The sequence below is a fragment of the Variovorax sp. DAIF25 genome (assembly GCF_050711835.1).
Taxonomy (GTDB): Bacteria; Pseudomonadota; Gammaproteobacteria; order Burkholderiales; family Burkholderiaceae_C; genus Variovorax.
Map to the genome: position 1 here is coordinate 6,214,409 of NZ_CP136636.1, position 25,984 is coordinate 6,240,392.

The window sequence follows — 25,984 nt, forward strand, 5'->3', positions numbered from 1 at the left end:
GAATGGCCACAGCAGCATCGACGGCAAACCGGCAACGGCGCGACGTCAAGGAATTCGTCTTCGAGTGGGAAGGCAAGGATCGCAACGGCAAGCTGGTGCGCGGTGAACTGCGTGCCGCCGGCGAGAACCAGGTGCAGGCCGCGCTACGGCGCCAGGGCGTGCTCGCCAGCAAGATCAAGAAGCGCCGCACCCGCTCGGGCAAGAGCATCAAGCCCAAGGACATCGCGATCTTCACGCGCCAGCTCGCGACCATGATGAAGGCCGGCGTACCGCTCCTGCAGTCCTTCGACATCGTGGGCCGCGGCAACGCCAACCCCAGCGTCGCCAAGCTGCTCAACGACATCCGCAGCGACGTCGAGACCGGCACCTCGCTGTCGTCGGCCTTCCGCAAGTTCCCGAAGTACTTCGACAACCTCTACTGCAACCTGGTCGAGGCCGGCGAAGCGGCCGGTATCCTCGAAGACCTGCTCGACCGCCTGGCGACCTACATGGAGAAGACCGAGGCGATCAAATCGAAGATCAAGTCGGCGCTGATGTACCCGACCTCGGTGGTGGTGGTGGCTTTCGTGGTGGTGGCGATCATCATGATCTTCGTGATCCCGGCCTTCAAGCAGGTGTTCAGCTCCTTCGGCGCCGATCTGCCCGCCCCCACGCTGTTCGTGATGGCGGTCAGCGAATTCTTCGTGGCGTACTGGTGGCTGATCTTCGGCGTGATCGGCGGCGGCCTCTATTTCTTCTTCCAGGCCTGGAAGCGCAACGAGCGCGTGCAGCGGGTCATGGACCGCCTGCTGCTGCGGGTGCCGATCTTCGGCGCGCTGATCGAGAAGTCCTGCGTCGCTCGCTGGACGCGCACGCTGGCCACCATGTTCGCTGCGGGCGTGCCGCTGGTCGAGGCGCTCGACTCGGTCGGCGGCGCTTCGGGCAACACCGTGTACGGTGACGCCACGGCCAAGATCCAGCAGGAGGTGTCGACCGGCACCAGCCTCACGAATGCGATGACCAACGTCAATCTGTTCCCCTCGATGGTGATCCAGATGACCGCCATCGGCGAGGAGTCGGGTTCCATCGACCACATGCTCGGCAAGGCCGCGGACTTCTACGAATCCGAGGTCGACGACATGGTCGCCGGCCTCTCGAGCCTGATGGAGCCGATCATCATCGTCTTTCTCGGCGTGATCATCGGCGGCATCGTGGTCTCGATGTACCTGCCCATCTTCAAGCTCGGCCAGGTCGTCTGATGCTGGTGTCGCAGGGATTCGACGCCGCGCTGGCCGGCGTCCTCGGTCTGTTGATCGGCAGCTTCCTCAACGTGGTGATCTACCGCACGCCGGTCATGATGTACCGCGACTGGCTCAACGACGCGGTCGCGAACCTCATGAGCGTCAAGGACATGCCCTCGCTCTGGTCGCTGGTCTTTGGCCCCAAGGCGCAGCCCCCGGCCGGCCTCGAAGCCGCGGCCGACAAGGCCGCTGTCGAACTCGAGAAGTTGCCGCGCTTCGACCTCATGCGGCCCGGCTCGCGCTGCGGCAGCTGCGGCCACGAGATCCGCTGGTACGAGAACATCCCGGTGCTGAGCTACCTCGCATTGCGCGGCCGTTGCGGCGCCTGCAAGACCCGGATCAGCCCGCGCTATCCGCTGGTCGAACTGGCCACCGCCGCGCTGTTCGCGCTCTGCGGCCACCGCTTCGGCCTCACGCCGACGGGCGCGCTGTGGGCCGCCTTCGCGGCGCTGCTGGTCTGCCAGTTCCTGATCGACTTCGACACCCAGTTCCTGCCCGACTCGCTCAACTACCTGCTTTTGTGGCTCGGCCTGATCGGCGCGGCCGCGGGCTGGACCGGCACCTCGCTGCAGCTCTCGGTCTGGGGCGCGGTGTTCGGCTACCTGAGCCTCTGGCTGGTCTACCATGGCTACCGACTCATCACGGGCAAGGAAGGCATGGGCTTCGGCGACTTCAAGCTGCTGGCGGCGCTGGGCGCATGGCTCGGTGCCGACTACCTGATCGCGATCATCCTGGTCTCGTCGCTCGTGGGCGCCGTGCTGGGCCTGGGCATGCGCGTGGCGGGCAAGCTGGCCCACAAGGACATCCCGATCGCCTTCGGCCCCTTCCTCGCGGGCGCGGGCCTGGTCTGCCTCGTCATCGGCCCGGGCGTCGTCAAGCAATGGGCGCCCTTCGCCTTCCCGCTCGGCCCCTGGCTCCATTGAGGCCAGGAGGCTTTCCATGATCCGGCGCATCGGCCTCACCGGCGGCATCGGCAGCGGCAAGAGCACCGTCGCGGGCCTGCTGGTCGCCGAGGGCGCGGTACTGGTCGACACCGATGCCATCGCGCGCCGCATCGCCGAGCCCGGCGGCATCGCGATGCCCTCGCTCGAGGCGCGCTTCGGCGCCGCGGTGCTGCGGCCGGACGGTGGCCTCGACCGCGCCCGCATGCGCGAGCTCGTGTTCCAGGACCCCGAGGCCAAGCGTGCGCTCGAAGGCATCCTCCATCCCCTGATCGGTGCCGAAACCCGGCGCGAAGCAGCGGCCGCCGGCCCCGACGCCACCATCGTCTTCGACGTCCCCCTGCTGGTCGAATCGGGGCGCTGGCGCGCACAGGTCGAGCGCGTGCTGGTGGTCGACGCCACCGAAGAAACCCAGCTGCAACGCGTCGTCGCGCGCTCGGGCTGGGCCCCCGAAGCGGTGCGCTCGGTGATCGCGCAACAGGCCCCGCGGGCGCTGCGCCGCGCCGCGGCCGACGCGGTCATCGACAACGAAAGCCTGACCCTGGAGGAACTCGCCGTGCAGGTGCGGGGTCTCTGGAAACGGTGGACCTCGGCCAGCACGCGATAATCCCCGGTTAGCCGCAGCGGCGGCTGCACCACGATTACGACAAAAGGGCGCTCGCAGCAGCGCCTCCTCTCGAGATGCTGTTCAACTCGTATTCCTTCATCTTTGTCTATTTCCCGCTGGTGCTGCTCGGGTTCTTCCTGATCGGCAAACGCAACATCCGGGCCGCAGCCGGGTTTCTTGCGCTGGCCTCGCTGTTCTTCTATGGCTGGTGGAGCGTGCAGGCCCTGCCGCTGCTGCTGGCCTCGATCTGCGTCAACTACTGGTTCGGCCTGCGCCTGACGCCGGCACCGGGGCGCGACGACCGCCGGCGCAAGACCTTGCTGATCACGGCGCTCACGGTCAATCTCGTGGTGCTGGCGGTGTTCAAGTACGCCAACTTCTTCGTCTCGAACGTCAACGACGGCCTGAATGCCGCGGGCCTCGCGCCGATTCCGCTGCTGCACATCGTGCTGCCGATCGGCATCTCGTTCTACACCTTCACGCAGATCGCCTTCCTGGTCGACTGCTGGCAGGGCAAGGTGCACGAGCGCAGCTTCATCCACTACGTGCTGTTCGTCACCTACTTCCCGCACCTGATCGCGGGCCCGGTGCTGCACCACGCGCAGATGATGCCGCAGTTCGCCAACCCGGCGACCTACCGCGCCGACCCCAACAAGATCGCGCTCGGGCTGGCCATCTTCACCTTCGGCCTGGCCAAGAAGCTGCTGATCGCCGATCCAATGGGCCAGTACGCAGACCTGGTCTTCAACGGCGTGCACAACGGCATCGAGCCCACGCTCTACACCGCATGGTTCGGCGTGCTCGCCTACACGCTGCAGATCTATTTCGACTTCTCGGGCTACTCCGACATGGCGGTCGGCCTGTCGCTGTGCCTGGGCGTGCAGCTGCCGCTGAACTTCAACTCGCCCTACAAGTCGACCAGCATCATCGAGTTCTGGCGCCGCTGGCACATCTCGCTGTCGACCTTCCTGCGCGACTACCTCTACATCCCGCTGGGCGGCAACCGCAAGGGCCCGAAGCGCCGCCACGTGAACCTGTTCCTCACGATGGTGCTCGGCGGCCTGTGGCATGGCGCAGCCTGGACCTTCGTGATCTGGGGCGCGCTGCACGGCATCTTCCTGATGATCAACCACATCTGGACCACCACCTTCCGCCGCAAGGGCCCACCGAGCATCGCCGGCCGCGTCTTCGGCTGGTTCCTGACCTTCCTGTGCGTGATGATCGCCTGGGTGATGTTCCGCGCCGAGAGCCTGCACGCCGCCATGGACATCTACCGCGGCATGCTGGGCCTGCACGGCGTGCCCGGCACCGCATTCCGCGAGTTCCTCGCGGTGCCCTACCGCAAGCCCGAGTTCTTCCAGACCATGCTGGTGGCGATCATCATCTGCCTCGCGCTGCCGCCCACCATCACGCTGCAGCGCTGGGTGCCGCAGGCCGCGGCGCTGGCCGGCCGGCCGGCGCTCAACAAGCTGTTCACGGCCGCGATGGCGCTGTTCACCGTGACGCTGCTCGGCATCTGCATCTCGAAGCTCGGTACCTACAGCCCGTTCCTCTACTTCCAGTTTTGATGTGCCCACCCCCGAATCTCCGCGCACTTCGTGTCGCTTCGGATCCCCCCTCGAGGGGGCGCACCCTGCGGCCCGGCAAAGCCGGTTCCGCGGGTGCCCACGAACGGACCCTGCGATCCTGGGACCTGAGCTTGTGTGATCAGGCGGTGCGCAGTGCAACGGACAACTTGATATGACTCCCGCAAAACTGTGGCTGCGGATCTTCGTGGCCGGATTCCTCGTCATCTCGTCGCTGCTGGTGCTCACGCTCGCAACGCCCATTCCCTACGGCGACCTGAGCCGCATCGGCCTGATGTCCGACCGCGAGTTCGGCTGGACCCAGGAGCCGCCGAAGGTCGCGCCCGAGTACCTGCATGCCGTGCCGCTCGACCAGGCCGACATCGTCGTGATCGGCGACAGCTTCTCGATGACGCACCGCTGGCAGTCGGTGCTGGTCAAGGCCGGCTACAAGGTCACCACGGCTTTCTGGGGGCAGTTCGACGAGCGCCTGTGCGGCGACTTCGACGCCTGGCTCGCGCGCGCCGGCTTCAAGGGCAAGCTCGTGATCGTCGAGAGCGTGGAGCGCATCCTGCAGGAGCGCATGCGCTACACGCGCAGCTGCGAGACGATGAAGCGGCCCTTCGCCGCGCGCACCGAGCCCTTCGCGGTGCCGCTCGAGCACGTGCCCGGCTTCGCGCTCAACTGGGGTGCCAAGCTCACCTCGGGCCTGGACACGCTCAAGTACACGCGCGCCGCCAAGGCGACCACGGCCGACACCGTCTCCACCGACCGCACCAAGGCGCGCATGGTGGTCAATGGTTGCGAAATGTTCAGTCACCGCCTGTGCAACAAGGCCCTGTTCTTCGGCGAGGACGACGAGAACGGCGAGCTGCCGGCCGCGGACGTGGCCGCGATGCAGGCCTTCACCAAGTCGCAGACCGCGTTCCCGATGCTCTGGATGGTGATCCCCAACAAGACCACCACCTACATCGATCCCTCGCACTCGAAGGCCTTCGTCGAGGCCTTCAAGACCTCGGGCCTGGGCCCCGACCTGTTCGCCTTCACGCAGGAAAAGAAGACCCAGATCCGCGACTTCTACTTCCCCAACGACACCCATCTGTCGATGCACGGCCAGCTCGCGCTCGGCGAGCTGATGCTCGGCGAGGTGCGCAAGATCGTGCCTCAGCCCCCGTCACGCACGCCATGAGGCTATTATCGCCTCGTCAGGAGACCGAGCCCGCGTGATCCTCTACGAGTACCCCTTCAACGAGCGCATCCGGACCTATCTGCGACTGGAGCACCTGTTTCGCCGCCTCGGCGAGCTGGTGCCTGCCGAGTCGCCCCTGTCCCACCACTTCGCGCTCGTCACCATCTTCGAGATCATGGACGTGGCCGCGCGCGCGGACCTCAAGGCCGACGTCATGCGCGACCTCGAGAAGCACAAGTCCGCCTTCAACGCCTACCGCGGCAATCCGAACATCTCCGAGGCCGCGCTCGACCAGGTGGTGGCGCAGCTCGAGCGCAACTTCAGCACGCTCAACGGCATCGCGGGCAAGGCCGGCCAGTCGCTGACCGAGAACGAGTGGCTGATGAGCATCCGCAGCCGCGCGAGCATTCCGGGCGGCACCTGCGAATTCGACCTGCCCGCCTACTACGCCTGGCAGCACCGCAGCACCCAGAGCCGCCGCGCCGACCTCGAGCGCTGGTCGGGCACGCTGGCGCCGCTGGCCGAGTCGATCTATCTGCTGCTCAAGCTGCTGCGCGACGCCGACGTGCCCTACAAGGTCATCGCCACCAACGGGCAGTTCCAGCAGAACTTGCCGCAGGGACGCAGCTTCCAGCTGCTGCGCCTGCGCATCGATCCCAAGCTCGGCCTGATCCCCGAGATCAGCGGCAACCGGCTCATGGTCTCGGTGCGGCTCATGCGCCACGAGAGCGACGACCGCCTCCACCAGAGCAGCGACGACACCCCCTTCGAACTCACCTTGTGCGCATGACCGGCGAAGAGCGCATCGAGCCCCGCGAGGGCGAACGCATCGTCCGCTGCCCGAGCTGCGGCGGCGACAGCGTCTATTCGGAACGCAACCCCTACCGTCCGTTCTGCAGCGCGCGCTGCAAGGGCATCGACCTCGGCGCCTGGGCCAGCGAGGAGTTCAGGATGCCGGCCGAAGCCCCGCCCGACGACGAGCCTTTCGGCGATCCCAAGGCGCAGCAGTAGACGATCGGCCCGCGGAAATCCGTGGGCCGACTTACTTGCCACCCGCGGCCGCCGGCGCCGCCTCTCCGAGAAAGATCCTGTCGACATAGTCCGCGTGCGCGCGCGTGTACACGGGCCGCAGATGCTCGCCGTCCTTGTAGACCGGCTTGCCATCGGCCGTCACGCGCAGGCACTGGCCGTCCTTGCACAGCGAGGCCATCGGCTCGACCACCTGTGCACCACTGTCCAGCGCGATCTGCCGCAGCCGTGCGTTGAGCTCGGCCTGTGCCGCGGGCAGCGGGGCCGTCGGCGAATCGAGCACCACCGTCATCGTGCCGAGCCGGCTGCCCGCGATCATGCGCTGCGGCTGGAAGTCCATGCCGCTCGGGTTGTCGAGCAGCAGGTAGACCTTCTTGTTCTGCTTCACGAGCTCGGCCATGGTGTGGCCCAGCATCGAGAGCGCCGGCGCGATGCCGGGTCCGCCGTTGTTCACCGGGTAGACCGCGCGGCCCTCGCGGTACTCGTAGGCCAGCGGGAAGTCGCCGCTGAAGTAGCAGTTCCAGCAGCCGCCGAACACCACGGTGTCGATCTGCGGCGCGCGCGCGAGCTGCAGCATGCCGTCGCGCTGTTCGCCGCAGGCCGGGTTGCCCTCGGCGAACATGCCGGGAATCGGCGCGCAGGCGCCCCAGGTGTAGAAGTAGGCGGTCGCCATGCGCTCGGGTGCCAGGCGCTCGAGCGCCTTGGCGCGCGGCCCGTACTGCTGCATGTGGCTGTCGCCGATCAAGAGCACCTTGCGCTCGCCGCGGCCGACCCGGTAGACCAGGTGCGGGCCCACCTTCTCGGGCGTGAAGCCGTCGTAGTAGCCGTCGTCCACGGTCGCGTCGGTCACCTTCTGCAGCATCTCGCCGCCGTTGCGCGCCGGCAGGCCGGCCACCACCATCACGCCGGCCAGCACGATCGCGCAGCCGATGCCGACCAGGCCGCGCAGCAGCGGCGCGCCCGCGCGGGTGCGCGTGAAACGTTCGAGAAAGCGGTAGGTCAGCCAGGCCAGCAGCACCGCCGCGACCACCGCGCCGGTGCGCACGCCCTCAGAGGGCTCCCAGCCGCCATTGAGGATGCGCGGGTACACCAGCAGCGGCCAGTGCCACAGGTACAGCGGATAGCTGATCAGCCCGATGCCCACCATCAGCGGGTTCGACAGCAGGTAGCGGTTCAGCACCCCCTGCGGCCCCGCCGCGATGCAGCTCGCCGCACCCAGCACCGGCAGCAGCGCCCACCAGCCCGGGAACGCCTTGTCGGCCCGGATCATCACCAGCCCCAGCACGATCAGCCCCACGCCCAGCACCGACTGCACATGGCTGCGCCACGCGGGCTTCATGGTTCCAGCATCGCGCAACCGCATGCACGCCAGGATCCCGCCCGCCATCAGCTCCCAGAAGCGCGACAGCGGCGAGTAGAACGCCGCCGTGCGGAACGGATGGATCGTCAGCACGTTGATCAGGAACGACACCACCGCCAGCGCCCACAGCACGCGCAGCATCGGCCAGCGCCGGCGCCACGCCAGTGCCAGCAGCGGCGGCCAGAAGATGTAGAACTGCTCCTCGATCCCCAGCGACCACAGGTGAAGCAGCGGCTTGGTCTCCGCCGCCGTGTCGAAGTAGCCCGCCTCGCCCCAGAACACGAAGTTCGCGATGAAGGCCGCGCCACCCGCGGCCTGCTTGCCCAGCTCCACGAACTCGCGGTTCAGCAGCACATACCAGCCGAAGGCCAGGGTCGCCGCCAGCACCAGCATCAGCGCCGGGAAGATGCGCCGCACGCGCCGTGCGTAGAAGTCGCGATAGCTGAAGTCGCCCGCCGCCTGGCTCTGAAGAATGATCGTCGTGATCAGGAAGCCCGAGATCACGAAGAAGATGTCCACCCCCACGAAGCCACCGGGCAGCGCCTTCGGAAAGGCGTGGTACGCCACCACCGAGGCCACGGCCACGGCGCGCAGGCCATCGATGTCGGGACGGTACTTGGGATGCATCGGTGCCCCTCCGGGCCGTTCTTTCAGTTGCCGGCGCGCGATGGCGCGGCGGGTGCGAGGAACACGGGATCGACGTAGCGCGCGTGGTCACGGATGTAGGCCGGACGCAGATGGTTGCTGTCGAGATAGGCCGGCGCGCCGTCGGGCATGGTGCGCAGGCACCGGCCTTCCCGGCACAGCTGCCCGACCGCGTCGATCGGCTCGGCACCGGCGGCCAGCGCGATCGCGCGCAGCCGGTCGTTCAAGCGCTCCTGCGCGGGCGGCAGCACCGCGCTGCCTGCCGTCGCGAGCACGGTCATCGTGCCGAGACGGCTGCCCGCGATCATGCGGCCCGGTTCGAAATCGCTGCCCATCGGGTTGTCCAGCAGCAGGTAGACCTTCTTGTGGCGCGCGAGTTCGCCCAGCAGCTTCTGCAGCGACGCGAGTGCCGGCTCGATGCCGGGGCCGCCGTCGTTGATCGGCAGTGCCGAGGCGCCCTCCTGGAACACGTAGGGCATGTAGAAGTTGCCGGTGAAATAGCAGTTCCAGCAGGCGCCGACCATCACCACGTCGATCTTCGGATCGAAGGCGGACTTGAGCATCTGCTCGCGCCGCGGCGCGCAGCCTGGATTGATCGCCACCACCATGCCCGGCACCGGCGCGCAGGCCGGGTATTCGAAGAAGTAGGTGGTCGACATCGCATCGGGCGCGTTGCGTGCCAGCGCGCGCGCGCGCGGCGCGTACTGCGAGATATGGCTGTCGCCGATCACCAGCACCTTGCGCGTGCCCTCGCCGATGCGGCGTACGAAGTGGCCGTCCAGCGTCTCCGACGCGAGGCCTTCGTAGTACTCGCCGTCGGAGGACGCGTTGCTCAGCGTCTGCAGCATCGGGTTGTCGTGCCGCGGCGCGGGCAGGCCCAGTTGCACCGCGACCGCCACGGCGAGCACCGCGACGGCGCTGCCACCCAGCACGCGCAGGGTGGCGGGCTGCGTGCGCGTCCGGACGGCGCGCTCCACCGTGCGGTAGGTGAGCCAGGCCAGCACCACGCTGGCCGCGACCATCGCCGCGCTCACGGCCGCCGACGGCGCCGCGCCCTGCACGATGCGCGCATAGGACAAGAGCGGCCAATGCCACAGGTACAACGGATAGCTGATCAGCCCGATGCCCACCATCAACGGGTTCGACAGCAGGTAGCGGTTCAACACCCCCTGCGGCCCCGCCGCGATGCAGCTCGCCGCGCCCAGCACCGGCAGCAGCGCCCACCAACCCGGGAACGCCTTGTCGGCCCGGATCATCACCAGCCCCAGCACGATCAGCCCCACGCCCAGCACCGACTGCACATGGCTGCGCCACGCGGGCTTCATGGTTCCAGCATCGCGCAACCGCATGCACGCCAGGATCCCGCCCGCCATCAGCTCCCAGAAGCGCGACAGCGGCGAGTAGAACGCCGCCGTGCGGAACGGATGGATCGTCAGCACGTTGATCAGGAACGACACCACCGCCAGCGCCCACAGCACGCGCAGCATCGGCCAGCGCCGGCGCCACGCCAGCGCCAAGAGCGGTGGCCAGAAGATGTAGAACTGCTCCTCGATTCCCAGCGACCACAGGTGCAGCAGCGGCTTGGTCTCCGCCGCCGTGTCGAAGTAGCCCGCCTCGCCCCAGAACACGAAGTTCGCGATGAAGGCCGCGCCACCCGCGGCCTGCTTGCCCAGCTCCACGAACTCGCGGTTCAGCAGCACGTACCAGCCGAAGGCCAGGGTCGCCGCCAGCACCAGCATCAGCGCCGGGAAGATGCGCCGCACGCGCCGTGCGTAGAAGTCGCGGTAGCTGAAGTCGCCCGCCGCCTGGCTCTGAAGAATGATCGTCGTGATCAGGAAGCCCGAGATCACGAAGAAGATGTCCACCCCCACGAAGCCACCGGGCAGCGCCTTCGGGAAGGCGTGGTACGCCACCACCGAGGCCACGGCCACGGCGCGCAGGCCATCGATGTCGGGGCGGTACTTGGGATGCATCCGTCTCTTGTTCGTTCTTCGCTCAGGCCCGCAGCGCGCGCCGCCGGGCCCCAGTCAGCGGCGCAGGCATCGCCACGCCGCGGCGCTCAGGCCAGGGTCGATACGGCCTGGGCCGCCGACGCGGGCAGGCCGCGCTCCTGCACCAGCCATTCGAGCACCGGCAGCGCGCCCGGCAGCACGGGCGCCACGTCCAGCGGCAGGTGCTGCCAGGCCATCTGCTGGCCTTCGCGCATCTCGAAGTCGCCGTGCCAGGCCGTGACCTTGCACCAGTGCAGGCGCACCAGCGCATGCGGATAGTCGTGCTCGGTCACTTTCCAGACCGTGGCGCCGTCGATGGTGATGCCGAGCTCTTCCTGCAGCTCGCGCCGCAGCGCCTGCTCGACCGTCTCGCCGGCCTCGATCTTGCCGCCCGGAAACTCCCAGTAGCCCGCGTAGGGCTTGCCGGGCGGGCGGGTCGACAGCAGCAGCGCATCGTCGGCCGTGCGGATCAGCACGCCGACCGCGACCTCGGTGTGCTTGCGCTCACCTGGCGCGGCGCTCATGCCGTGGCCCGCCCCGCGTAGTCGCGCGCGAACTGGTAGGCCACGCGGCCGCTGCGCGAGCCGCGCTCGAGCGCCCAGACCAGCGCCTCGGGCCGCGCGGCCTCGATCGCGGCGGCATCGACGCCGAACGACGACAGCCACTGGGCCACGATCGCGAGGTACTCGTTCTGGCTGAACGGGTAGAAGCTGACCCAGAGGCCGAAGCGCTCCGACAGCGAGATCTTCTCCTCGATCACCTCGCCCGGATGGACCTCGCCATCTTCGGTGTGGGTGTAGCTGAGGTTGTCCTTCATGTACTCGGGCAGCAGGTGGCGCCGGTTGCTGGTCGCGTAGATCAGCACGTTGGGCGTGGCCGCGGCGATCGAGCCGTCGAGGATCGACTTGAGCGCCTTGTAGCCCGGCTCGCCCTCGTCGAAGCTCAGGTCGTCGCTGAAGACGATGAATTTCTCGGGCCGCTGCGACACCACCTCGACGATGTCGGGCAGGTCGGTGAGCTCGGCCTTGTCGACCTCGATCAGGCGCAGGCCCTGCGGCGCATAGGCCTGCAGGCAGGCGCGGATCAGCGAGGACTTGCCGGTGCCGCGCGCGCCCGTCAGCAGCACGTTGTTGGCGGGCTTGCCCTCGACGAACTGGCGCGTGTTGCGCTCGATCTTTTCCTTCTGGACGTCGATTTCCTTCAGCGAATCGAGCGCCATCGCGGCCACGTGCTTCACCGGCTCGAGCACGCCATGGCCCGAGCTGCGGCGGCGGTAGCGCCAGGCGATCGAGGCATTCCAGTCGGCCGGCTCGGCCAGCGGCTGGGGCAGGATCGATTCGATGCGGTTGATGAGCTGCTCGGCGCGCTCGATCAGTCTCTGGAACTGCTCGTTCATCGAAAAATCAGGATCTGTAGTCGGCGTTGATCGACACGTAGTCGTGGCTGAAGTCGCAGGTCCAGACGGTTTCGCTGGCATCGCCGCGGCCGAGGTTCACGCGCACCGTGATCTCGCTCTGCTTCATCACGCGCTGGCCGTCCTCCTCGCGGTAGGCCGGGTTGCGGCCGCCCTTGACCGCCACGTGCACGTCGTCGAGGAACAGGTCGATGCCGGTCTGGTCGAGGTCGGCGATGCCCGCGTAGCCCACGGCCGCGAGGATGCGGCCGAGGTTCGGGTCGCTGGCGTAGAAGGCGGTCTTGACCAGCGGCGAATGCGCGATCGCATAGGCCACCTGGCGGCATTCGGCGGCGTCGTGGCCGCCGTCGATCTGCACCGCGATGAACTTGGTCGCGCCTTCGCCGTCGCGCACGATGGCCTGCGCCAGCAGGCGCGCCACGTCCTGCATCGCGGCCACGAGCGCCTGGCCCTCGGCTGAGGTCAGCGAGGTGATGGTCGCGTGCGCGGCCTTCTGCGTGGCGATGACCACGAAGGAGTCGTTGGTCGAGGTGTCGCCGTCGATGGTCACGCGGTTGAACGAAGCGTCGGCCAGCTGCTTGGCCAGCGGCTGGATCAGCGCCGGGTCGATCTTCGCGTCGGTGGCCATGAAGCCCAGCATGGTCGCCATGTTCGGGCGGATCATGCCGGCGCCCTTGCTGATGCCGGTGACGCTGACCGTGGCGCCGCCGATCTGCACCTGGCGGCTGAAGGCCTTGGGCACGGTGTCGGTGGTCATGATGCCTTCGGCGGCACGGGCCCAGTGGTCGTCGGCGGCATCGGCCAGCGCGGCGGGCAGGCCGGCCTCGATGCGGTCGATCGGCAGCGGCTCCATGATCACGCCGGTCGAGAACGGCAGGATCTGCTCGGGCGCCAGGTCGAGCTGGCGCGCCAGCGCGATGCAGGTGGCGCGGGTGCGCGCCAGGCCGTCCTCGCCGGTGCCGGCGTTGGCATTGCCGGTGTTGATCAGCATCGCGCGGATGCCGTGGCCGGCCGCGAGGTGGTCGCGGCAGACCTGCACCGGCGCGGCGCAGAAGCGGTTCTGCGTGAACACGCCGCCGACCGCGGCGCCTTCGTCGATCAGCACGACCGTCAGGTCCTTGCGGTTGGCCTTGCGCACGCCCGCTTCGGCCACGCCGATGCGGATGCCGGGGACCGCGAACAAGGCGGCGGGATCGGGAGCGGACAGGTTCACGGGCATGGCGGTATCTCTTCGGAGTTGCAGGTCAGCTGAGTTTGCCGTGGCAATGTTTATATTTCTTGCCACTGCCGCAGGGGCACGGGTCGTTGCGGCCGACGCGCGCGAAGGCGGCGGCCTCGGCGCTCAGCGTGCCCAGGCCCGCGGCCGCGATGCGGCGCTGGCTTTCCTCGTCGACGCGCACCTCGACCTCGCCGGTCTCGGTGGGTGCCGAATAGGTGATGTTCGAGACGTTCTCGCCGCGGTTCTCCATCGCCTCGGCCGCCTGGTCGAGCTGCTCGCTCGACTGCACGCGCACCGTCATGAGCTGACGCGTGACCTCGTTCTTGACCGAATCGAGCAGCTGGCCGAACAGCTCGAAGGCCTCGCGCTTGTATTCCTGCTTGGGCTGCTTCTGCGCGTAGCCGCGCAGGTGGATGCCCTGGCGCAGGTAGTCGAGCGAGGCCAGGTGTTCGCGCCAGTGGGTGTCGATGCTCTGCAGCAGCACCATGCGCTCGAACTGCGTGAAGTTCTCGGGGCCGATCAGCGCGACCTTGGCGTCGAAGGTCTCGTTGGCGGCCTGCACCACCTTCTCGACGATGTCCTCGTCGGAGATGGCTTCGGAGCCCTCGACGATCTTCGCGAGCGGCATGTCGATGCCCCACTCGTTGAACAGGGCCTGCTCGAGCGCGGGGATGTTCCACTGCTCTTCCACCGACTCGGCCGGCACGTACTGGCGCACCAGGTCGATGAAGCAGCCTTCGCGCAGCGCCGCGATCTGGGCGCCGAGGTCGCCGGCATCGAGGATGTCGTTGCGCTGCTGGTAGATCACCTTGCGCTGGTCGTTCGACACGTCGTCGTACTCGAGCAGCTGCTTGCGGATGTCGAAGTTGCGCGCCTCGACCTTGCGCTGCGCGCTCTCGATGCTGCGCGTGACGATGCCGGCCTCGATGGCTTCGCCGTCGGGCATCTTCAGGCGGTCCATGATCGCCTTCACGCGGTCGCCCGCGAAGATGCGCATCAGCGGATCGTCCAGGCTCAGGTAGAAGCGCGAGGAACCCGGGTCGCCCTGGCGGCCCGAACGCCCGCGCAGCTGGTTGTCGATGCGGCGCGACTCGTGGCGTTCGGTGGCGATGATGCGCAGGCCGCCGAGCGACTTCACGAACTCGTGGTCGTTGTTCCACTCGGCGCGGATGTGCTCGATGTCGGCCTTCTTCGCGGCCTCGTCGCGGCCTTCGTCGGCCTCGACCGCTTCGATCATCTTCTCGATGTTGCCGCCCAGCACGATGTCGGTACCGCGGCCGGCCATGTTGGTCGCGATCGTGATCATCTTGGTGCGGCCGGCCTGCGCCACGATGTCGGCCTCGCGCGCATGCTGCTTGGCGTTGAGCACCTGGTGCGGCAGGCCCGCCTGCGTGAGCAGGCCGTCGATGATCTCGGAGTTCTCGATCGAGGAGGTGCCCACCAGCACCGGCTGGCCGCGCTCGTAGCACTCGCGGATGTCCTGGATCGCCGCCTCGTACTTCTCGCGCGTGGTCTTGTAGACGCGGTCGAGCTGGTCGTCGCGCTTGCTCACGCGGTTCGGCGGGATGATCATGGTTTCCAGGCCGTAGATCTCCTGGAATTCGTAGGCCTCGGTGTCGGCCGTGCCGGTCATGCCGGCGAGCTTGCCGTACAGGCGGAAGTAGTTCTGGAAGGTGATCGAGGCCAGGGTCTGGTTCTCGGCCTGGATCTCCACGCCTTCCTTGGCTTCCACGGCCTGGTGCAGGCCGTCGCTCCAGCGGCGCCCGGTCATCAGGCGGCCGGTGAACTCGTCGACGATCACCACCTCGCCCTGCTGCACCACGTAGTGCTGGTCGCGGTGGTAGAGGTGACGGGCGCGCAGCGCCGCGTTCAGATGGTGCATCAGCGTGATGTTGGCCGGGTCGTAGAGCGAGGCGCCCTCGGGCAGCAGCTTGAATTCGCCGAGGATGCGTTCGGCGTTCTCGTGGCCGTCCTCGGTCAGGAACACCTGGTGCGTCTTCTCGTCGACCGTGAAGTCGCCGGGCACCGTGACGCCCTCGCCGGTGCGCGGGTCGGCTTCGCCTTCCTGCTTCTTGAGCAGCGGCACCACCTTGTTGATGGCGAGGTACAGGTCGGTGTGGTCCTCGGCCTGGCCGCTGATGATCAGCGGCGTGCGGGCCTCGTCGATCAGGATCGAGTCCACCTCGTCGACGATCGCGTAGTTCAGCTTGCGCTGAACCCGGTCGCCGGGCTCGTAGACCATGTTGTCGCGCAGGTAGTCGAAGCCGTACTCGTTGTTGGTGCCGTAGGTGATGTCGCTGCCGTAGGCGGCCTGCTTCTCCTCGCGCGGCATCTGCGGCAGGTTGATGCCCACCGACAGGCCGAGGAAGTTGTAGAGCCGGCCCATCCAGGTCGCGTCGCGGTTGGCCAGGTAGTCGTTGACCGTCACCACGTGCACGCCCTTGCCGGACAGCGCGTTCAGGTACACCGGCAGCGTGGCGGTCAGCGTCTTGCCTTCGCCGGTGCGCATTTCGGAGATCTTGCCGTTGTGCAGCGCCATGCCGCCGAGCAACTGGACGTCGAAGTGGCGCATCTTCATCACGCGCTTGGAGCCCTCGCGCACGGTGGCGAAGGCTTCGGGCAGCAGGTCGTCGAGGCTCTCGCCCTTGGCGATGCGGTCCTTGAATTCCTGGGTCTTGGCGCGCAGCGCGTCGTCGCCTAGCTTTTCGAATTCGGGTTCGAGCGCGTTGATGCGCGCGACCGTCTTGCGGTACTGCTTGAGTAGCCGGTCGTTGCGACTGCCGAAGATCTGGGTCAGGAAGTTGGTGGCCATGGGTGGAGGTGGGCGGGCACCTGACACGACAGGCACTGCGACCGGATTCCCTAAGATATGGTGAGAGCAGTTGGGCGCACCTCTTTCAAAAGCAAGCCTTCGAAAGTCGGAAGCCCGTGCCGGTTATCGGTAGTCGGGTTATCGGATTTGAACGATTTTCCCGGCGGGACCGCCGGCAAACCGGGCATTTTAGCTGTCTTGTTTCACCCACAGAATTACGAATGAATCGCCGTTCCACGCCCCCGTTCACGCTGCAGCAGGCGGCCGAGGATTCGCCCACGCTGGCGAGCCTGATCGCGCGCGCGCGCGACGCCGGCGACCGGTTGCGCGCGGTCGAGGAACTGATCCCGCCGCTGATGCGCCCCGCCATCCAGGCCGGCCCGGCCGAGGGCGACGAATGGTGCCTGCTGGTCAAGGGCAGCGCCGCGGCCGCCAAGCTGCGCCAGCTGGCGCCGATGCTGGTAACCCGGCTGCGCAACCGTGGCTGGGAGGTGCGCAGCATCCGCATCAAGGTGCAGACCGGGCGCTGAAGCCCGCGGCGGCCGGCCGTTTTCCCTGAGTTTTACTTTTCGTCTGGAATTGGATAATATTTCCAGATGAATGAAGCCCCATCGTCGCCCGCCGACGCCTCGCTGCTGCTGCTCGACAAGCACCAGGTCGATGCCCTGCTCGCTCCCGAGGACGTGCTCGAGGCCGTGCGCGAGGCCTTCGTGCTGCACAGCGCGCGCGAAGGCCGGGTGTTTCCGGTGGTGCGCGAGCCGCTGGCCAGCGGCGGCGTGTTCGGCATCAAGTCGGGCGACGTGCCCGCGCAGGGGCTGCTCGGCTTCAAGGCCGCGGGCTTCTGGCCGGCCAACCGCGCGCGCGGCGGCGAGCCCCACCAGGCCACGATCCTGCTGATCGACCCGGCGACCGGCAGGCCGCAATGCCTGATCGACGGCAACGCGGTCACCACGCTGCGCACCGGCGCGGCCGGCGCGCTGGGCCTGCGCACGCTCGCGCGGCCCGGCAGCACGCGCGCCTGCGTCTTCGGCACCGGCGTGCAGGCGCGGGTGCAGCTCGAGTTCGCGCTGCGCACCCTGCCCGCGCTGGCCGAGGTGCGCTACGTGAGCGCCCGCGGCGGGCGCGACGCCAACTTCGAGGCCGCCTTCGCCGCGCGCTGCGCGATCGCGCCGGCGGCCGACCGCCACGAGGCCGTGGCCCACAGCGACCTCGTGATCACCGCCACGCCCGGCGCCGGCGCGCTGTTCGACCTCGAGGCCGTGCAGCCCGGCACCCATCTGAACTGCGTGGGCGCCGACACGCGCGGCAAGCGCGAACTGCCCGACGGCCTGCTGCCGCGCGTGCGCCTGGTCGTCGACGACCGCGCACAAGCGCAGCAGATCGGCGAGACCCAGTGGGCACCCGACACCGCCAGCATCGAGCTCGGCGACCTGCTCTCGGGCCGCGCGGCCTTCGAGCGCGCCGCCGACGACATCACCGTGTTCGACATGACCGGCCTCGCGCTGCAGGACCTGACCGTGGCGCGCATGCTGCAGCGGCGCGCGGCCGCGACCGGCACCGGCACGCGCATCGCCTGGCCCTGGTAACTCCCCCTCTTCCCTCCCCGCCATGACCACCACCCCTTCCCTCGCCGAACTCGACACCCCCGCCGCCCTGATCGACCTGCCGCGCATGCAGCGCAACATCGCGCGCATGCAAGAGCGCATGGACGCGCTGGGCGTGCGCTTCCGCCCGCACGTGAAGACCAGCAAGTGCACGCCGGTCGCGCAGGCGCAGCTCGCGGCGGGCGCGCAGGGCATCACGGTCTCCACGCTCAAGGAGGCCGCGCAGTTCCATGCCGACGGCATCGACGACATCCTCTACGCGGTGGGCATGGCCGCGGCCAAGCTGCCGCAGGCGCTCGCGCTGCGCCGCGCGGGCTGCCGGCTAAAGATCATCACGGACAGCCTGGCCTCGGCCCGCGCCATCGCCGATTTCGGCCGCGCGCAGGGCGAGGCCTTCGAGGTGCTGATCGAGATCGACACCGACGGCCACCGCTCGGGCATCAAGCCCGGCGAGGCCGCGCTGCTCGAGGTGGGGCGCGTGCTGCACGACGGCGGCATGCGGCTGGCGGGCGTGCTCACGCATGCGGGCTCGAGCTACGAGCTCGACACGCCCGAGGCGCTCGCGGCCATGGCCGAGCAGGAACGCGCGGGCTGCGTGCAAGCCGCCGAGCGGCTGCGCGCGGCCGGCCTGCCCTGCGCGGTGGTCAGCGTGGGCTCCACGCCCACCGCGCTGTCGGCCGCGCGGCTCGACGGCGTGACCGAAGTACGGGCCGGTGTCTACGTGTTCTTCGACCTCGTGATGCACAACATTGGCGTCTGCGCGCCCGACGACATCGCGCTGAGCGTGCTGGCCACCGTCATCGGCCACCAGGCCGAGAAGGGCTGGGCCATCCTCGACGCCGGCTGGATGGCGATGAGCCGCGACCGCGGCACCGCGAAGCAGAAGCACGACTTCGGCTACGGCCAGGCCTGCGACCTCGAGGGCCGCGTGATCGAAGGCTATGTGCTGAGCGGCGCGAACCAGGAGCACGGCATCCTGTCGCTGGCGGACGGCACGGCCGCGGACATCGTCGAACGCTTCCCGATCGGCACGCGGTTGCGCATCCTGCCCAACCATGCCTGCGCGACCGGCGCCCAGTTCCCCGAATACCACGCGCTCGCGCAGGACGGCAGCCTGCGCGCCTGGCCGCGGCTGCACGGCTGGTAAAGCGGTAAAACGCCCCGCAGCGCGCGGGGCGCCCGGTCGATCAGCCGGCCGACCCAGCGAACAGCTCGGTCATGAACTGCGTCGACTTGAGCCCGGTGCCCGTCAGCAGCACCACCGTCTTCTCGCCCGCGCGGATCTCGCCGCGCTGCTCCAGCAACTCGATGGCGGCAGCGGCCGACGAGGAGGTCGGCTCGGCATAGAGCCCCGTCGCCGCCAGCCGCCGCACGGCTGCCGCGATCTGTTCCTCGGTCAGCGCCACCGTACCGCCGCGCGTCTCGCGCAGCGCCTGCAGGATCTCGCGCAGCCGCACCGGCCGCTTGATCGCCGTGCCCTCGGCGATGGTCGGCGCCACCGCGCGCTCGACCAGCGTGTCGGCGCCGGCCGTGAAGCTCGCATCGATCGGCGAGCAGTTGAGCGGCTGCGCGACGAAGATGCGCGGCAGCCGGCGGATCTGCCCGGCCGCCAGCAGCTCCTTGAAGCCGATGTGGCAACCGAGCACGTTGCTGCCCGCGCCGGCCGGGATGATCACGTTGTCGGGCGCCTCGAAGCCCAGGTCCTCCCAAAGCTCGTAGGCCAGCGTCTTCGTTCCCTGCAGGAAGAACGGGTGCCAGTTGTGGCTCGCGTAGAAGATCTCGGAGGACTGGCGCACCGCCTCTTCTTCGGAAGCCTCGCGCGGGCCGGGCACGAGCTGCACCTCGGCGCCGAAGGCGCGGATCTGCGCCACCTTGGGCGCGGGCGTGTAGGCGGGCGCGAGCACCTTCACGCGCAGGCCCGCGGCGGCACCGGAGGCGGCGATCGCGGCGCCGCCATTGCCCGAGCTGTCCTCAAGCACCGCGTCGACGCCGATCTGGCGCAGGAACGACATCATCACGGCCGCGCCGCGGTCCTTGAAGCTGCAGGTGGGGTTGAACCACTCGAGCTTGAAGAAGGGCTCGAGCCCGCCCCAGCGCTTCTGCACGAGCGGCGTGCAGCCCTCGCCCAGGCTCGCGGGCTGCTCGATCGCCACCGGCAGCGCCGCGCGGTAGCGCCACAGCGAGCGCACGCGCGTGTCGATGTCGTCGCGCGAGATGCCGGGCAGCGGCGTGATCATCATCGGGTGGCCGTCGTCGGAGCGCCAGCGGCGCTCGAGCAGGCCGTGGGTGCGGCCGGTGCGGGGGTCGATGTAGTGCGGGGTATTCGGCATGGATCGGGTCCTTCGTTGCTTGATGAATGGATTCAGCGGGCCTGGTAGGCCTCGGAGGGGTTGTCGTTCGGCGCCGCGATCGCCTGACGCAGCGCGGCGCTCATCGGCAGGTTCAGCGCCGCGTTGCGCGGCGGGATCGGCTGCACGAACCACTTGTCGTAGAGCTTCGCGAGCTCGCCGTTAGCCATCAGCCGGCGCAGCTGGGCATCGACCGCGGCCTTGAAGGCCGGGTCGTCGCGCCGCAGCATGATCGCGATCGGCTCCACCGCGAAGGTCTCGCCCGCGATGCGGAAGTTGCCCGGCGTGCGCGCGCTCGCGATGTTGCCCGCGAGGATGTTGTCGTCGTCGACCCAGGCATCGGCGCGGCCGGTCTGCAGCAGCAGGAAGCTGTCGCCCGTGTCCTTGCCGTAGACCTCCTGGAACTCGACGCCGGCCGCCTTCCTGTGCAGCCGCGCGGTCTTCACCGCGCTCGAGCCCGAGGTCACGACCACCGTCTTGCCCTGCAGCTGCGCGATCGAGGCGATGCCCGACTTCGCGGCCACCGCGAGCCGTACCTCGGTGACGTAGGTGGTGAGCGCGAACGCCACCTCCTTCTGGCGCGCCGCGTTGTTGGTGGTGGTGCCGCACTCGAGGTCGACCGTGCCGTTGCGCACCAGCGGAATGCGGTTCGACGAGGTCACGGGCTGGTAGTCGATGGCCAGCGCGGGCAGCCGCTGCGCCTCGCGCAGGCCGGCGATCACGCGCTCGCAGAGCTCGACGTGGTAGCCGGTGTAGCGGCCCGCGCCGAGCGCATAGGACAGCGGCGCGCCCGAGTCGCGCACGCCCATCGCGATGCGGCCGCTGTCGGCGAGCTTGCGCAGGGTGTCGGCCGAGGCCGGGCCGGCACCGGCGGCCAGCAGCGAGAGGACGAGGACAGGGAACGCCAGACGGATCTTCTTCATGGGTTTCTCCGAGCAGAGAAAGAAAGAGGGAAGTCGGCGCGCCGCCCGCGAAGGCGGCCGCCGGAGGACACCGCGGTTCCAGACAATATATCCATTAATGTACTTTTTGTACAGTTTTGGCGCGCGGTTTGGATGCTTCGTCCAGACCTGGATACATTCACCCGCATGAAGAAGAAGTCCGACAAGCACCTGCTCGAGATGCTCGACCACATCGCCGAGGGCCTGGGCCAGACCTTCGCGCCCTTCTGCGAGGTGGTGGTGCACGACCTGCGCAATCCCGAGAACGCGATCCATGCGATCGAGAACGGCCTGAGCGGCCGGCAGGTCGGCCAGTCGGTCACCGAGCTCGGGCTCGCGCGCATCCGCGATCCCGAGTTCCCGGCCGTGATCGCGAACTACGCCAATGCCTTTCCCGACGGCCGCAAGGTCAAGAGCACCTCGATCGGCATCAAGGACGAGCACGGCGAGTACGTGGCCGCGCTGTGCCTGAACGTGGACCTGACCCTGTTCCAGAGCTTCCAGAGCGCGATGTCGCAGTTCACGCGCATCGACGACAGCGAGGTGCGCGAGCACCTCGAGCCGGGCAGCGGCCAGTCCGAGCGCATCCATGCGCGCATCGACGCCTTCGCGGCCGCGCGCGCGACCACGCCGCGCTCGCTCAAGCCGGCCGACCGCAAGCAACTGGTGCAGGAACTCAAGAAGGAAGGCTTTCTCGAGATCCGCCGCGGCGCCGAGATCGCGGCCGCGCACATGGGCGTGTCGCGCGCCACCGTCTACAGCGACGCCCGCTAGAAGCTACTGCGGCTGCAGCCCGATCTCGCGCGCCACGCGCTGCCAGCGCTCGGCCTCGGCGCGCATGAAGGCACGCAGCTCGCCGGTGGTCGAGCCGCGCAGTTGCACGCCGAGCGCCGACATGCGCTCCTTCACCGAGGCATGGGCCAGCGCCGCGACGGCCTCGGCGCGCAGCTTCTCCACCACCTCGAGCGGCGTGGTGGCGGGCGCGACCAGCGCCCACCACTGGTCGATCTCCATGCCCGCGAGGCCGCTCTCGGCCAGCGCGGGCACGCCCTGGAGGCCCGGGATGTCCACGCGCTTCGCGCTCGCCACCAGCAGCGGCCGGATCCGGCGCGCGCCCACCAGGCTCGAGCCGCTGGCCAGGGTCGCGAAATGCCCGGCCACCGTGCCCGCGGCCACGTCGGTGAGCGCGGGCGCCGAGCCGCGGTACGGGACCATGTTGAAACGGATCTTCGAGCGCTGCGCCAGCAGCTCGCCCGCGAGATGGCTCACGGTGCCCGCGCCGCTGTGCGCGATCGCGGGCGGCGCGGCGCTCGCGGCGGCCGTCTTCATGAAGCTTCGGAAGTCCTTGCTGCCCTCGTCCATGCCCGCGAACAGCACCAGCGGCGAGGTGCCGATCATGGTCACCGGCGTGAAGTCGCGCAGCAGGTCGTAGGGCAGCTTCGCGGTCACCGCCGGTGCGATGGCATGCGGCAGCTCGACGATGACCAGCGTGTAGCCGTCGGGCGGCGCCTTGGCGGCGGCATCGGTGCCGATCTGGCCGGCCGCGCCCGGGCGGTTGTCGACGATCACCGATTGGCCCAGCGTCTGGCTCATGCGCTGCGCCATGGCGCGCGCGATGGCATCGGTGCTGCCGCCCGCGGCCCAGGGCACGACCAGCTTCACGGGCCGGTCGGGAAAGGCGCCCGACCGGGCGTTGCCGGTGGCGCCCAGCAGGGCGCCTGCCGATGAAACGGCAAGGAAGGTACGTCGGCGCATCGCGTGCTCCGTGAACGAGGGACGAAGGAAGAAAGAACCGGTCTCAGACCGGCGGATCGGGCCAGCTCGGGTCGCAGGCAGCGCTCGCGGTGAGCATCAGCACCACGTGCGCATCGGCCGCCACCAGGCCGTTGTCGCGCAACTGCCGCAGCGCGCCCAGGCCCGCGGCCGCGCAGAGTTCGGCGCTCACGCCGGCGGCCGTCAGCAGCCGCCGCGCCACGCGCGCCTCGTCGTCGTTGACCACCACCGCGCCGCCGGCGGTGGCGGTGGCGGCCTGCCATTGCAGGTAGGTGACGGTGGCGCCCGCGGTCGAGAACTGCGCCGTGTGGCCCGGGTAGCTGCCGTTGACGGCGCCGCCCGCGAGCACGCGCGACAGCCGCGGGAACGGCTCCACCAGCCACAGCCGCGGCAGCCGCGCGATGCGCCCGGCCGCCAGCAGGTCGCGAAAGCCCGCATAGATGCCCCAGGCCAGGTCGCCGCGCGCGGTCGGCACCACGATGTGGTCGGGCAGGCCGCCCTCGGCCAGGCATTCGGCCGCGATCGGCTTGTAGCCCTCGATCGCCAGCGGGGCGCTGCCCAGCGCGGGCAGCCGATAGTTGGTGAGCGCGAAGTAGCCCGGATGCTGCGCGCGCTCGCGCACGAAGGCCCAGCGGCCCGCGTTGTCGGAGAAGGCATAGCGCCGCGCGCCGAGCGCGTCGAGCTGGCGCGCATAGGCGGCCGGCAGGCCTTCATAACCCGCGACTTCGCAGGACAGGCCCGCGGCCCAGGCATAGTGGGCGGCCGAGACCGCGGCATTGCCCGAGGAGGCCAGCACCAGCGTGTGGGCGCCGGCGTCCAGCGCCTGCGCCACGCCGACGGCGGTCATGCGATCCTTGTGCGAGCCGGTCGGGTTGACCGATTCGTCCTTGAGCGCCAGCCGCGCCACGCCGAGGCGCTGCGCCAGTTCGGGCAGCTCGCGCAGCGGCGTGTCGCCTTCGCCGAGCGTGAAGCCCGGCAGGTAGGGCATCGGGATGCCGGCGTCGGTGCCCGGCAGGTAGCTGGCCCGCAGGCCGATGTGCACGCCCATGCGGCGGCAGGCCGGGCAGCCTTCGTTGAGCGAGGACACCGGATAGAGCGTCTCGCAGCGCAGGCACTGGAGGCCGCGCAGTTGCGGATTGCGCAGCGGCCGCACGGCATCGGCCGCGAGGGCCTCGTCCGCGGCGGCGTCGGAAGAAAGGTCGGCGGGCAAGGTATCGAGCGCGTGGAGTGTCATCGCACTGTAGGGTGTGAAGGAGTCGGTCGGGGTGGCGGGCCGAATCTTATGCGTTCGGAAATAAAATCAGAATGCCCAAAATACTCAACCGATAACGGAACTTATCGATGCGATTTGCGGAGATCGAGACTTTCCGGGCGCTGATGCGCAGCAGTTCCACGCGCAAGGCCGCGGCGCTGCTGCATGTGACGCAGCCGGCGATCAGCCAGTCGCTCAAGCGGCTCGAGACGCAGGCCGGCATGCAGCTGTTCCAGCGCACCGGCGGGCGGCTGGTGCCCACGCCCGAGGCGCGCGCGCTGTGGGTGGAGGTCGAGCGCGTGTTCATTGGCATGGACGCGATCGAGCACCGGGTGCGCAGCCTGCGCGACTTCGGCACCAACCAGCTCGAGCTCAGCTGCTATCCGGCCTTCGGGCTGGGCTTCATGCCGCGCGCGCTCGAGCGCTTCAAGGCGCACCGCGGCGCGAGCGCCTGGCCGCAGGTGTCGCTGCAGGTGCTCAGTTCCAAGGACGTGCGCGACCGGGTCTCGATGGGCATCTCCGACTTCGGCCTGATGGCCGACGAGCTCTCGCTCGAGGGCCTCGAGCATTCGACCTTCGCGCATTTCCCGGGCGTGGTCGTGATGCCGCAGGGCCATGCGCTCGCGCGCTTCAAGAGCATCGAGCCCGAGCAGCTGGTGGAGGCACCCTTCCTCGCGCTCAACCCCGAGGACCCCTCGCACCGCCGGCTCGAGGCCGCGCTGGCGCAGAAGAGCCTGGCGCTGCGCATGGTGGTGCAGACACCCTACGCCGCCAGCGTCTGCGAGATGGCGCTGCGCGGGCTCGGCGTGGGCCTGGTCAATCCGATCACCGCGCTCGACTACGCCGAGCGCGGCCTGGTGGCGCGCAAGCTGTCGGTCGACATCTCCTTCGCCTGCATCCTCGCGCTGCCGGCCGGCAAGGTGCTGTCGTCGACCGCGCGCGACTTCCTCTCGGTGATGCGCCAGCAACTGGCCGACGACGAGAAGCGCATGCAACGCTACCTGCGCTGAGCCTTCAGCCCTCGGCCGGCAACCGGCCCAGCAGTTCGCCGATCGCCGCGCCGATCTCCGCCGCATGCGTCTCGAGCGCGAAGTGGCCGGTGTCGAGGAAACGCACCTGCGCGTTCGGGTTGTCGGCCTTGAAGGCCTCGGCGCCCGGCGGCAGGAAGAAGGGATCGTTGCGGCCCCAGATCGCGAGGAAAGGCGGACGGTGGTTGCGGAAGTAGTCGTGGAACTTCGGATACAGCGCCACGTTGTTCGCGTAGTCGAGGAACAGGTCGAGCTGGATCTCGATGTTGTCGGGCCGCTGCATCAGGGCCCAGTCGAGCTCCCAGGCCTCGGGCGCCACCTGCAGCGGATCGGGCGTGCCGTGCACGTACTGCCAGCCCGTGGCCTCGTGCGTGAGCTGGGCCGCGCGCACGGCCTCGCGGTTGGCGGCATTCGGCTCGCGCCAATAGGTGCGCAGCACGCCCCAGCCCTCGCTCAGGCCCTGTTCGTAGGCATTGCCGTTCTGCGACACGATCGCGCTCACCCGCTCGGGCCGCGACAGCGCGAGCCGGAAGCCCACGGGCGCTCCGTAGTCGAACACGTAGATCGCATAGCGCCGCAGCCCGAGCGCGTCGGTGAAGCCCTCGATCACCTTCGCGAGGTTGTCGAAGCTGTAGGCGAAGGCCGGCCGCGCGGGCGACTCGGTGAAGCCGAAGCCCGGCAGGTCGGGCGCGACGATATGGAAGCGGTCCGCCAGCAGCGGGATCAGGTTGCGGAACATGTGCGACGAGCTCGGGAAGCCGTGCAGCAGCAGCAAGGTGGGCCGCGAGCGATCGCCAGCCTCGCGATAGAAGACCTTGTGCGCGCCGACGGCGACGGTGTGGAAACGAACCATGGGAAGACTCCTGCAAGCCGATGGCGGCGCCCGGGGACTCCCGGACTTGAATAACCTGCTAACGACGTTTTTAAAGGTTATTCATGACTGAGTAACCTGTCAATCTATTTTTTGACGGTTATCATCGCGCCAG

Annotated in this window: 23 protein-coding genes; 12 read left to right on the top strand and 11 right to left on the bottom strand. The window is 68.9% G+C overall.

The window, feature by feature from the left end:
• Positions 1–2 precede the first annotated feature (2 nt).
• From R0232_RS28770 to R0232_RS28800, 7 genes are all read left to right on the top strand, one after another.
• Positions 3–1,238: a type II secretion system F family protein gene (locus R0232_RS28770; RefSeq protein ID WP_208511845.1), complete on the top strand. Its 1,236-nt coding sequence runs from the start codon at positions 3–5 to the stop codon at positions 1,236–1,238.
• On the top strand, positions 1,238–2,203 hold the full coding sequence (locus tag R0232_RS28775) for a prepilin peptidase (protein ID WP_431510275.1): 966 nt from the start codon (positions 1,238–1,240) through the stop codon (positions 2,201–2,203). The genes R0232_RS28770 and R0232_RS28775 overlap by 1 nt, the downstream gene beginning before the upstream one ends.
• 16 nt (positions 2,204–2,219) lie before the next feature.
• Positions 2,220–2,828: a dephospho-CoA kinase gene (coaE, locus tag R0232_RS28780; protein ID WP_431510276.1), complete on the top strand. Its 609-nt coding sequence runs from the start codon at positions 2,220–2,222 to the stop codon at positions 2,826–2,828.
• A gap of 74 nt (positions 2,829–2,902) precedes the next feature.
• Positions 2,903–4,396, top strand: coding sequence for an MBOAT family O-acyltransferase (locus R0232_RS28785; RefSeq protein WP_431510277.1), 1,494 nt, complete (start codon positions 2,903–2,905; stop codon positions 4,394–4,396).
• Positions 4,397–4,568: 172 nt separating this feature from the next.
• Positions 4,569–5,582: a hypothetical protein gene (locus tag R0232_RS28790; RefSeq protein ID WP_431510278.1), complete on the top strand. Its 1,014-nt coding sequence runs from the start codon at positions 4,569–4,571 to the stop codon at positions 5,580–5,582.
• 34 nt (positions 5,583–5,616) lie between these two features.
• Positions 5,617–6,372, top strand: a complete 756-nt coding sequence (gene zapD / locus R0232_RS28795; RefSeq protein ID WP_431510279.1) for a cell division protein ZapD — start codon at positions 5,617–5,619, stop codon at positions 6,370–6,372.
• On the top strand, positions 6,369–6,593 hold the full coding sequence (locus R0232_RS28800) for a DNA gyrase inhibitor YacG (protein ID WP_203202663.1): 225 nt from the start codon (positions 6,369–6,371) through the stop codon (positions 6,591–6,593). Before zapD ends, R0232_RS28800 begins: the two co-directional genes overlap by 4 nt.
• 31 nt (positions 6,594–6,624) lie before the next feature.
• On the opposite strand, the gene R0232_RS28805 is transcribed toward R0232_RS28800, so the two are convergent.
• The 6 genes from R0232_RS28805 to secA form a co-directional block, all read right to left on the bottom strand.
• Positions 6,625–8,598, bottom strand: a complete 1,974-nt coding sequence (locus R0232_RS28805) for an acyltransferase family protein (protein WP_431510280.1) — start codon at positions 8,596–8,598, stop codon at positions 6,625–6,627.
• A gap of 23 nt (positions 8,599–8,621) precedes the next feature.
• The gene (locus tag R0232_RS28810) at positions 8,622–10,589 is read right to left on the bottom strand and encodes an acyltransferase family protein (RefSeq protein ID WP_431510281.1); all 1,968 of its coding nucleotides are present in this window, start codon (positions 10,587–10,589) and stop codon (positions 8,622–8,624) included.
• An 86-nt stretch (positions 10,590–10,675) separates the two neighbouring features.
• Positions 10,676–11,131, bottom strand: coding sequence for an NUDIX domain-containing protein (locus R0232_RS28815; protein ID WP_431510282.1), 456 nt, complete (start codon positions 11,129–11,131; stop codon positions 10,676–10,678).
• The gene (locus tag R0232_RS28820) at positions 11,128–12,003 is read right to left on the bottom strand and encodes an ATP-binding protein (protein WP_093341040.1); all 876 of its coding nucleotides are present in this window, start codon (positions 12,001–12,003) and stop codon (positions 11,128–11,130) included. Before R0232_RS28820 ends, R0232_RS28815 begins: the two co-directional genes overlap by 4 nt.
• A gap of 7 nt (positions 12,004–12,010) precedes the next feature.
• Positions 12,011–13,240 (bottom strand): bifunctional glutamate N-acetyltransferase/amino-acid acetyltransferase ArgJ, encoded by a 1,230-nt coding sequence (argJ, locus tag R0232_RS28825; RefSeq protein WP_431510283.1) that lies wholly within the window; start codon positions 13,238–13,240, stop codon positions 12,011–12,013.
• 25 nt (positions 13,241–13,265) lie between these two features.
• Positions 13,266–16,052: a preprotein translocase subunit SecA gene (gene secA / locus R0232_RS28830; RefSeq protein WP_093341043.1), complete on the bottom strand. Its 2,787-nt coding sequence runs from the start codon at positions 16,050–16,052 to the stop codon at positions 13,266–13,268.
• Between the two features lie 221 nt (positions 16,053–16,273).
• On the opposite strand from secA, the gene R0232_RS28835 reads away from it, so the two are divergent.
• The 3 genes from R0232_RS28835 (at position 16,274) to R0232_RS28845 (ending at position 18,803) form a co-directional block, all read left to right on the top strand.
• Positions 16,274–16,582, top strand: coding sequence for a hypothetical protein (locus R0232_RS28835; protein WP_093341044.1), 309 nt, complete (start codon positions 16,274–16,276; stop codon positions 16,580–16,582).
• A gap of 66 nt (positions 16,583–16,648) precedes the next feature.
• Entirely contained in the window at positions 16,649–17,638 is a 990-nt protein-coding gene (locus R0232_RS28840) for an ornithine cyclodeaminase family protein (protein WP_431510284.1), read from the top strand.
• A gap of 22 nt (positions 17,639–17,660) precedes the next feature.
• Positions 17,661–18,803 carry a DSD1 family PLP-dependent enzyme gene (locus tag R0232_RS28845; protein ID WP_431510285.1) on the top strand — a complete coding sequence of 381 codons (1,143 nt, stop codon included), beginning with the start codon at positions 17,661–17,663 and terminating at the stop codon, positions 18,801–18,803.
• 40 nt (positions 18,804–18,843) lie between these two features.
• Here R0232_RS28845 and R0232_RS28850 read toward each other — a convergent pair whose 3' ends face one another.
• Both R0232_RS28850 and R0232_RS28855 read right to left on the bottom strand, forming a co-directional pair.
• Complete coding sequence (locus R0232_RS28850) at positions 18,844–19,986, bottom strand: threonine synthase (protein ID WP_431510286.1); 1,143 nt, start codon at positions 19,984–19,986, stop codon at positions 18,844–18,846.
• A 32-nt stretch (positions 19,987–20,018) separates the two neighbouring features.
• Positions 20,019–20,927 carry an amino acid ABC transporter substrate-binding protein gene (locus R0232_RS28855; protein ID WP_431510287.1) on the bottom strand — a complete coding sequence of 303 codons (909 nt, stop codon included), beginning with the start codon at positions 20,925–20,927 and terminating at the stop codon, positions 20,019–20,021.
• A 165-nt stretch (positions 20,928–21,092) separates the two neighbouring features.
• Between R0232_RS28855 and R0232_RS28860 the strand changes: the two genes are divergently transcribed.
• On the top strand, positions 21,093–21,719 hold the full coding sequence (locus tag R0232_RS28860; RefSeq protein WP_093341052.1) for a helix-turn-helix transcriptional regulator: 627 nt from the start codon (positions 21,093–21,095) through the stop codon (positions 21,717–21,719).
• 3 nt (positions 21,720–21,722) lie between these two features.
• Here R0232_RS28860 and R0232_RS28865 read toward each other — a convergent pair whose 3' ends face one another.
• Together R0232_RS28865 and R0232_RS28870 are read right to left on the bottom strand one after the other, a co-directional pair.
• The gene (locus R0232_RS28865) at positions 21,723–22,700 is read right to left on the bottom strand and encodes a Bug family tripartite tricarboxylate transporter substrate binding protein (RefSeq protein WP_431510288.1); all 978 of its coding nucleotides are present in this window, start codon (positions 22,698–22,700) and stop codon (positions 21,723–21,725) included.
• 43 nt (positions 22,701–22,743) lie between these two features.
• Positions 22,744–23,952 (bottom strand): pyridoxal-phosphate dependent enzyme, encoded by a 1,209-nt coding sequence (locus R0232_RS28870; RefSeq protein WP_431510289.1) that lies wholly within the window; start codon positions 23,950–23,952, stop codon positions 22,744–22,746.
• 107 nt (positions 23,953–24,059) lie between these two features.
• On the opposite strand from R0232_RS28870, the gene R0232_RS28875 reads away from it, so the two are divergent.
• Positions 24,060–24,980, top strand: coding sequence for a LysR substrate-binding domain-containing protein (locus tag R0232_RS28875; protein WP_093341057.1), 921 nt, complete (start codon positions 24,060–24,062; stop codon positions 24,978–24,980).
• Positions 24,981–24,984: 4 nt separating this feature from the next.
• Here R0232_RS28875 and R0232_RS28880 read toward each other — a convergent pair whose 3' ends face one another.
• Complete coding sequence (locus R0232_RS28880) at positions 24,985–25,851, bottom strand: alpha/beta fold hydrolase (protein WP_431510290.1); 867 nt, start codon at positions 25,849–25,851, stop codon at positions 24,985–24,987.
• Positions 25,852–25,984 lie beyond the last annotated feature (133 nt).